This window comes from Mesorhizobium sp. M1A.F.Ca.IN.022.07.1.1, from assembly GCF_003997575.1.
In the GTDB taxonomy this organism is placed as follows: domain Bacteria; phylum Pseudomonadota; class Alphaproteobacteria; order Rhizobiales; family Rhizobiaceae; genus Mesorhizobium.
Window position 1 is genome coordinate 1 of the sequence record NZ_RZST01000731.1, and the last position, 500, is coordinate 500.

General features: G+C 67.6%; 1 protein-coding gene. It reads right to left on the reverse strand.

The genetic code is table 11. The features are described 5' to 3' along the window. Window positions 1-500: RsmB/NOP family class I SAM-dependent RNA methyltransferase (locus EOA75_RS33685; RefSeq protein WP_164747799.1), on the reverse strand; the 500-nt coding region annotated here is incomplete at both ends.

Here is a 500-nt window from a genome sequence, read left to right on the forward strand (position 1 = left end):
GTGCCATCGGGCGTGAGGAAGGGATCGAGGCCGGCGAATTCACCCGCTTGGATCGGATCGGCGATCACGCCGCGAGTTCCGGCAAGGAAGACGCGATAGAGCTCCTCGCCCTCGATCGGGTCGAGCGAGCAATTGGAAAAGACGAGCCGTCCGCCCGGTTTGACGAGAGTGACGGCGTGAGCGAGCAGGCGCCGCTGCAGCGTGGCGAGCTTCTCGACATCGGCCATGGTTTTGGTCCACGGCACGTCGGGATGCCGGCGCACGGTGCCGGTCGAGGAGCAGGGCGCGTCGAGCAGCACGGCGTCGAACGGCTCCGCCGGCCGGTAGTCGAGCAGGTCGGTGTGCGCCAGTTCGGCCGAAAGGCCGAGGCGTTTTAGGTTCTCACCCAGCCTGGCCAGCCGGTTCTTTGAACTGTCGACGGCGGTGACGTTCGCGCCGGCGAGGATCAGCTGGGCCGTCTTGCCGCCGGGCGCGGCGCAAAGATCGGCGATGCGTTGTCC